Origin of the sequence: uncultured Bacteroides sp. (genome assembly GCF_949298305.1) — a bacterium.
In the GTDB taxonomy this organism is placed as follows: Bacteria; Bacteroidota; Bacteroidia; order Bacteroidales; family Bacteroidaceae; genus Bacteroides.
The window spans coordinates 23939-31508 of sequence record NZ_CASFWU010000073.1 but is presented as its reverse complement, the minus strand read 5'-3'; the positions used below and the strand labels follow the sequence as shown (position 1 = coordinate 31508).

Here is a 7570-nt window from a genome sequence, read left to right as displayed (position 1 = left end):
CGGAAAAAGGACAATAATAATGGCATATAAAGTGATTATACTCTATCGACTTTATATGCCATCTTACTTTGTAGGGACATTTACTGAATATCCCTAAAGAACTTGATGTCTCCCACACCTCGGAACTGTGTCCGGAAAGCTTTTACCTTGGCGTTGAACGATTCGGCCGAGGCATTTGGGGTTCGTCCGGCGCATACGCGCTGGAATTCGGTCCATAACGACTCTTTCTTGTACAGCAGGCAAATGCGGGTCAACGTAACCAATAAGAGCAACTCCTAACGATAAAAACGAGAATTATAAGTGAGGAATAAAACGATTGAAAAAAGTCATTCTTCCTCCAAATGTTTCACCCAAATACGGGCTGCCTCCTCTACCATGCGGACACAAGGACGTTTGGCATAATACTGTGCCGTACGCTCTTCAGGGACGCTACTACCCTCCGGGGACTTCAGCCCCAACAACTCGGCACACGTCAATGAACCGTTGCGACGTTTGAACTCTTCGGCCAGCTGTTGCACCAGCGCATAATTTGCTGCCTTACTCTCGCGATCCTTACCCTCGACTGCACACTTCTCCAGCCCAGCCAACATGAATAGGCCACAAGCGGCACCACACGTCATACGCATCCGCCCGATACCTCCACCAAACGAAGCTGCCATGTGCAAGGCCTGCTCTTCAGTAAAACCATATCTGTCGGCAAAAGCAGCCACTACCGACTGAGCACAATTAAAACCACTCTTGAAAAGTGCAACAGCCTTCTCTATCCGTTTTTCGTTGTCTTCCATATATCTTAATAGTAGTTTAGAAAATCTCAGAAACAATCAGCATGATGTTGAGCACCGTCACCACAGAGGCGATGAAATAGAGCACTCCGGCGCTCCAGCGGCTGTTGGCATACTTTCCCATCACCCGCGGTGAGGAAGTTAAACCCACTTGGAGAAATACGGTAAAAGGAAGCTGGATGCTCAGTACCATCTGTGAAATAATCAGTCCCTTGAAAGGATCACCGATGAAGAAGATCAACAGCAGTGCCACTCCCAATGAGAGTACGACACCTACCTGCGAGTGAGTGTCCTTGATGTGGTAGGACTCACCAAACATGCCGGCAAAGATGGAACCTGCAGCCATCCCACTAGTGATGGTAGACGATATGCCCGCCATGAACAAAGCCAGTGCAAAGATTACAGCGGCATTGTTGCCAAGCAGAGGTTCGAGGAGCGACTTGGCCTGCTGCAATTCCTCAACCGGCACACCGCTCTTGAAGAAGGTAGCAGCTGCCAGCAGAATCATGGCACTATTGATGGCCCAGCCCACAATCATGGAGAACAACGTATCGAAGAGTTCGTACTTCAGCACACGGCGGATGGAAGTATCATCCTGCTTATTGTACTCGTGACTTTGTATCACCTCGGAATGGAGGAAAAGATTGTGCGGCATCACCACAGCTCCCAACACACTCATCACAATGAGCATACTGCCTTCGGGAAATGAAGGTGTAACCCATGACACAGTAGCCTGAGGCCAGCCTATCTTCACCAGAAAAAGTTCGTAGATGAAGGAAAGTCCGATGATGGAGACAAAAGCTATGATGGCCCGCTCTATCTTCTTATAAGAATTGGTAAAGAGCATGACAAGCACAAAGAGCGTGGTAAGTAAAGCTCCCCACACAATGGGAATACCGAACAACATCTGCAAAGCGATGGCACCTCCCAAAATCTCGGCCAACGAAGTAGAAATGGAGGCCAGCACCGCCGTAAGCAATACAGGCTTTGCCACCCATGCAGGCGCATACTTGGTGGCCGCCTCGGACAGGCAAAGACCAGTTACAATGCCCAAGTGAGCCACGTTGTGCTGCAGAATAATGAGCATCACGGTGGAAAGCGTCACCACCCACAACAAGGCATAACCGAACTCAGAACCAGCCGCAAAGTTGGATGCCCAGTTTCCTGGATCGATGAAGCCTACCGTCACCAACATGCCCGGCCCGATATACTTGAAGACATCGAGTCCACCCAGATAACGCTTATGGTCTCTCCGCTTGAGGTCTTTTAAAATGTTCTTCATCACTACTCCTCCCATAATTAAAATTGAGGCGTAAAAATACGAATAAAAAACAAAACGGTACACTTTCCGTCCCAAAAAGGAACGGGAAGCGTACCGAAATATATCAAAACGATTCTGTCAGTCTGAACACCGACTCTCTTCAAACGCTGTAAAACAAGCTGAAGAAAGGCAGGCAGAGTTCAAAAACCCATCTCGTGCAATGCCTTGCAGAGCTGGTCGGGACAAGATGTGGGGCGGCCTCCGCAACGCACTCCTTCCAGACGCTCGATGACCGCCTGTACGGGCATCCCCTTCACCAAACGTGAAATGCCTTGCAAGTTTCCGTTACATCCTCCCCAAAAAGAGACTTCCTTCACAATGTCGTCTTCCACCTCAAGCTCTATGTTGCTGCTACAGGTGCCAGAAGTCTTATAAGTATAGGTCATCTCTTTATTCGTCTTCGCCTTCTTCAGGCTTCATGTTCGTATAAACAGTCTGAACGTCATCGAATTCCTCCAAACGCTCAATCATCTTGTCGAGAGTCTCACGCTGTTCGGGAGTTACATCCTTCAAATCATTGGGAATGTAAGTAAAATCACCGCCGACATCCTCGAAGCCACATTCTTCCAGATGCTTCTGGATGGCTGCATAACTTTTCGGATCGCCATAGATGGTGATGGTACCTTCTTCAGGATCCTCATCAAACTCATCCTCTACGTTGTAGTCTATCAGGTCGAGAATCAGTTCCTCCATGTCTATGCCATCCTTCTTCTTGAAAGTGAACACACACTTGTGGTCAAATAAGAAAGCCAATGAGCCCATGGTACCCAAGTTACCGCCAAATTTATTGAAAACCGAACGAACATCTGCTACGGTACGAGTCGGATTGTCTGTCAGTGTATCGACAAACACTGCAATGCCATGAGGGCCGTAGCCTTCGTAAGTCATACCTTTATAGTCGCTCTGGTCCTTGCCCATTGCGTTCTTGATGGCACGCTCAATGTTGTCCTTCGGCATGTTCTCGCGCTTGCAGGTCGCAATGACCGAACGCAGTGCCGGGTTGTTTTCAGGCTCAGGACCGCCCGCTTTGACAGCAATAGCAATCTGCTTGCCCAGACGTGTAAAGGTTTTGGCCATGTGGCCCCATCTTTTCAATTTGGTTGCTTTTCTATATTCAAACGCTCTTCCCATTGGAACTATATTTTAAATATTAAACATTTTGTTCGTTATCTATCTTACTTATCTCAGCTTGGCTCCGAGCTTGTTTTCCAGATTGGCTACCAGCTTAGACATTATCTTGTCAATCTGCTTGTCGTTGAGGGTGGCATTCTCATCCTGCAACACGAAGCTGACCGCATAGCTTTTCTTTCCAGCTTCCAGATTCTTACCTTCGTAGACATCGAATAGGGAAACATCCTTCAACAGTTTCTTCTCGGTTTCGTAAGCAATCTTCTCGATTTCGGCAAACTGTACTTTCTTGTCGAGCAAGAGGGCCAGGTCGCGCTTCACGGCGGGGAACTTGGAGATTTCCGTATAGGAAACCTTCACGTTACGGGCAGCCTTCAGCAGTTCATCCCAATTCAGGTCGGCAAAGTAAACTTCATTGTCGATATCAAATGCTTTCAATAGTTTGCGTGTCACCACACCCAACACAGCCAAGCGCTTACCACCTCTTGTCTGGATTGTCAGAGCTGCTGCAAACATGTCATCACTCAGATTGCCCACCACCAAGTTGTGCATGGAAAGCCCCAAGCGGACAAAAATATTCTCTACATACGCCTTCAGTTCATAAACTGAACTGTTTTCGTCAGGATGAACCCACGAATTGGAAACTTTCTTTCCCGTTACCCACAATCCAAGGTGATAGTCTTCGGAATAAGGTGCCAGAGCCTTCTCGGGATTCTTCTTTTCAGCGTTATAATAATAACAATTGCCGAATTCAAAGAATTTCAGGTCAGCGTTCTTGCGATTGGTATTATGAGAAATGCTTTCCAGTCCTCCGAACAACAACGTCTGACGCATGGCGTTCAGGTCGGCACTCAACGGATTCATCAGCATCACCAGATTTTCTGCCGGATAAGACTTCAAACCGTCATAGTAAGCACCGCGAGTAAGCGAATTGTTCAGAATCTCATTGAAACCACAACCCACTAACTGCTCTGAAATCAGATTTTGTAATTTATTGGACTTGTCATGCTCACCCTTAGTCGTGAGACTGGACTTCAGGGTCGTAGGAATCTCTACATTATTATATCCATAGATACGAAGGATATCTTCTATCACATCACAGTCGCGCTGCACATCCACCCGATAGGGAGGTACGTCCAAAGTCAACCCTAAGGCCGTCTCGTCCACAATCTTCATTTCAAGACTCCGTACAATACTCTTAATCGTATCTACAGGAATTTCCTTACCTATCAGTGAATGTACCTTCTCGTATGGAAGCTCCACCCGGAAATCAGGGAAAGGAGCTGCACATACGTCCTTTATCTCCGAAGAAATGGTTCCGCCCGCCAGTTCCTTAACCATCAGCGCTGCAAGCTTCAGGCAATAAAGAGTATTGTTGGGGTCAACTCCTCTCTCGAAACGGAAAGAAGCGTCCGTACTCAATCCGTGACGGCGAGCCGTCTTCCGTATCCACGTCGGATGGAAATAAGCACTCTCCAGGAATACGTTTTTAGTGGCTTCGGTCGATCCCGAATCCAAACCACCAAAGACGCCACCGATACACATGGCCTCTTCCTTGTTGCAAATCATCAGATCACGTTCGTTCAACTTACGCTCCACACCGTCCAAGGTCACAAACGGAGTGCCTTCCGGCATAGTCTTCACAATCACTTCACCTCCCTTGATTTTGTCGGCATCAAAGCAGTGCAAAGGTTGGCCAAAGGCGTGGACAATGTAATTTGTAATATCCACCACATTGTTAATGGGCCGTAGGCCGATGATGCGAAGCTTGTTTTGCAACCACTCTGGACTTTCCTTAACGGTTACTCCTTTAACGGTTACTCCGGCATAACGCGGACAGGCCTCTCCATTCTCCACCGTCACCCGGATGTCCAAATCGTTGTTCTCTACAGTAAAAGCGTCTACCGAAGGCTTTTTCAGTTCGGCCTGCTTGCCATTCTGCAACAGATAGGCATACAGGTCGCGGGCTACGCCATAATGCGAGCAGGCATCGGCACGGTTGGGAGTAATGTCCACTTCCAGCACATAGTCGCTCTTAATGTTATAATAATCTTTTGCAAGTGTACCCGGTACAGCCGATTCGGGCAGTACGATGATACCAGCATGGTCTGTACCGATGCCTATTTCATCTTCAGCACAGATCATTCCGTTGGATTCCACACCGCGAAGTTTGGATTTCTTGATAACGAAGCACTCGTCACCGTCGTAAAGTTTTGTACCCAGTGTAGCCACCACCACCTTTTGTCCGGCAGCCACATTCGGTGCTCCACAAACAATCTGAACAGGTTCTCCCTGCCCCAAGTTGACCGTAGTGACATGCATGTGGTCAGAATTGGGATGAGGTTCACAAGTCAGCACCTCGCCGATAACCAGCCCTTCCAGTCCACCTTTGATGCTCTGCACCTCTTCCACACTTCCCGTCTCCAGTCCGATGGACGTAAGGGCAGCGGCGACTTCGTCAGGCGTCAAATCGAAATCGACATACTCTTTCAGCCAATTATAAGAGATATTCATATTATATTATGGTTTTATTGTTTCCAAAAGTGACCCGCAAAGTTAATAAGAAATTTTGGTTGGCAGAGAATGAGCGGTAAGAAATACGCCAAAAAAGATTATTTTTGCAGCGGAATTTTACCAGTAATGTACAACAATAACAATAGAATCGCCCATGAAAACAACTTTGCTCGTTGTAGGCAGGACTGTGGAACCGCACTTTGTAACAGCCATCAATGACTATGTGCAACGCACGAAACGTTATCTTACATTCGATTTGGAGGTTATCCCCGAATTGAAAAACACCAAGAGTCTTTCGTTAGAAGTGCAGAAAGAAAAAGAAGGAGAACTGATACTGAAAGCTCTGCAGCCAGGCGATGTGGTTGTGCTACTGGACGAAGGAGGAAAGGAAATGCGTTCCATTGAGTTTGCCGACTACATGAAACGCAAGATGAACACTGTGAGTAAACGATTGGTCTTCGTCGTGGGTGGCCCATACGGCTTCTCGCCCAAAGTATACGAAGCAGCTCAAGAGAAAATTTCCTTGTCTCGCATGACTTTCTCGCACCAAATGGTGCGACTCATCTTTGTGGAGCAACTGTACCGCGCAATGACCATCCTGAACAACGGGCCTTATCACCATGAATAGAGTGAAGAATTATAAGTGATAGGTGGAAAATTGAAAATGAAAAATCCCATTATTCCATTTGTCCATTTCATTAGCACATTATCACATTTTTCCAGTTTCTTTCCAAATTCCGTTTCTATCTTTGCAGCATAAACAATGAATCAAAACAACATTAACCCTTAAAAAAACATCAGAATTATGAAAAAGTTAATTTTATTACTCGTATGTGTATTTACAGCATCAATGGCCATGGCTGACAACGACAAACCCATCCAAGTGAACCAACTTCCAGCCAAGGCACAGACTTTCATTTCCACTTACTTCAAAAACAGTAAGGTGGCAATGGCCAAACAAGAATCTGAACTGTTTTACAAGAGCTACGACGTGATCTTCACCAATGGCGAAAAGCTGGAGTTTGACAAAGATGGTGAATGGACCGAAGTGCAATGCCGGCAGAGCGAAGTGCCCTCTCCCATCGTACCCGGAGCCATCAGCAGCTATGTGAAAACCAATTATCCGGATGCCAAAATTCTGGAAATAGAACGTGATAAAAAAGAATATGAAATCAAGCTGTCCAACCGCTGGGAAATCAAATTTGACTCCCAAATGCGGGTAATTGATATAGACAACTAAAAACGATGATCCAAGAAGAAAAAAGTGAGCAGGTGGCACACCTGCTCAACGAACATAACAAACAGGAATATCCGCCCATGCACACCTGCGAACATATCATAAACCAAACCATGATACGTTTGTTCGGGTGTGGGCGGTCGGTATCGGCTCACATTGAACGGAAGAAAAGCAAGCTGGATTATGAATTGCCCGCATGTCCTACCGAAGAAGAAGTGAAACAACTGGAAAAAAACGTGAACGAAATCATAGCCAGACATCTGCCTGTTACCACTGAGTTTATATCGCAAACTGAGGCACAAGGCAGGTTTGACCTAAAACGTTTGCCCGACAACGCCTCTGAAACGGTGAGAGTAGTTAATGTGGGCGACTATGACTCCTGTCTTTGCATAGGAACCCACGTGACCAACACCTCCGAAATCGGCACTTTCAAAATCATCAGCCATGATTGGGATGAATCCGCCCACCGATGGAGAATTCGTTTTAAACTATTATGAAAATCCTTCAATTTTAAATAAAATAGTAAGCAAATTGTCATTAAACAGACAATATTGTCAGGCAACTACTGACAAATCGTCAAGGAATCAG

Annotated in this window: 8 protein-coding genes; 3 read left to right on the top strand and 5 right to left on the bottom strand. The window is 46.4% G+C overall.

Annotation, left to right across the window (positions count from 1 at the left end):
• Positions 1–326: 326 nt before the first annotated feature.
• From Q1Y74_RS10385 to pheT, 5 genes are all read right to left on the bottom strand, one after another.
• Complete coding sequence (locus Q1Y74_RS10385) at positions 327–785, bottom strand: C-GCAxxG-C-C family protein (protein ID WP_300814228.1); 459 nt, start codon at positions 783–785, stop codon at positions 327–329.
• A gap of 16 nt (positions 786–801) precedes the next feature.
• Complete coding sequence (locus tag Q1Y74_RS10380; RefSeq protein ID WP_300814227.1) at positions 802–2064, bottom strand: Nramp family divalent metal transporter; 1263 nt, start codon at positions 2062–2064, stop codon at positions 802–804.
• A 179-nt stretch (positions 2065–2243) separates the two neighbouring features.
• Positions 2244–2489, bottom strand: a complete 246-nt coding sequence (locus tag Q1Y74_RS10375) for a TIGR03905 family TSCPD domain-containing protein (protein ID WP_300814226.1) — start codon at positions 2487–2489, stop codon at positions 2244–2246.
• A 4-nt stretch (positions 2490–2493) separates the two neighbouring features.
• The gene (locus Q1Y74_RS10370; RefSeq protein ID WP_300814224.1) at positions 2494–3234 is read right to left on the bottom strand and encodes a YebC/PmpR family DNA-binding transcriptional regulator; all 741 of its coding nucleotides are present in this window, start codon (positions 3232–3234) and stop codon (positions 2494–2496) included.
• 48 nt (positions 3235–3282) lie between these two features.
• Positions 3283–5745 (bottom strand): phenylalanine--tRNA ligase subunit beta, encoded by a 2463-nt coding sequence (gene pheT / locus Q1Y74_RS10365; protein ID WP_300814223.1) that lies wholly within the window; start codon positions 5743–5745, stop codon positions 3283–3285.
• A gap of 154 nt (positions 5746–5899) precedes the next feature.
• Between pheT and rlmH the strand changes: the two genes are divergently transcribed.
• The 3 genes from rlmH to Q1Y74_RS10350 all read left to right on the top strand — a co-directional run bounded on the left by rlmH (position 5900) and on the right by Q1Y74_RS10350 (position 7479).
• The gene (gene rlmH / locus Q1Y74_RS10360) at positions 5900–6373 is read left to right on the top strand and encodes a 23S rRNA (pseudouridine(1915)-N(3))-methyltransferase RlmH (protein WP_300814221.1); all 474 of its coding nucleotides are present in this window, start codon (positions 5900–5902) and stop codon (positions 6371–6373) included.
• Positions 6374–6550: 177 nt separating this feature from the next.
• A complete protein-coding gene (locus tag Q1Y74_RS10355) occupies positions 6551–6985 on the top strand; it encodes a PepSY-like domain-containing protein (protein ID WP_300814220.1) in 435 nt (144 codons plus the stop codon).
• A 5-nt stretch (positions 6986–6990) separates the two neighbouring features.
• Positions 6991–7479 (top strand): hypothetical protein, encoded by a 489-nt coding sequence (locus Q1Y74_RS10350; RefSeq protein WP_300814219.1) that lies wholly within the window; start codon positions 6991–6993, stop codon positions 7477–7479.
• The last annotated feature ends 91 nt before the right edge of the window (positions 7480–7570 follow it).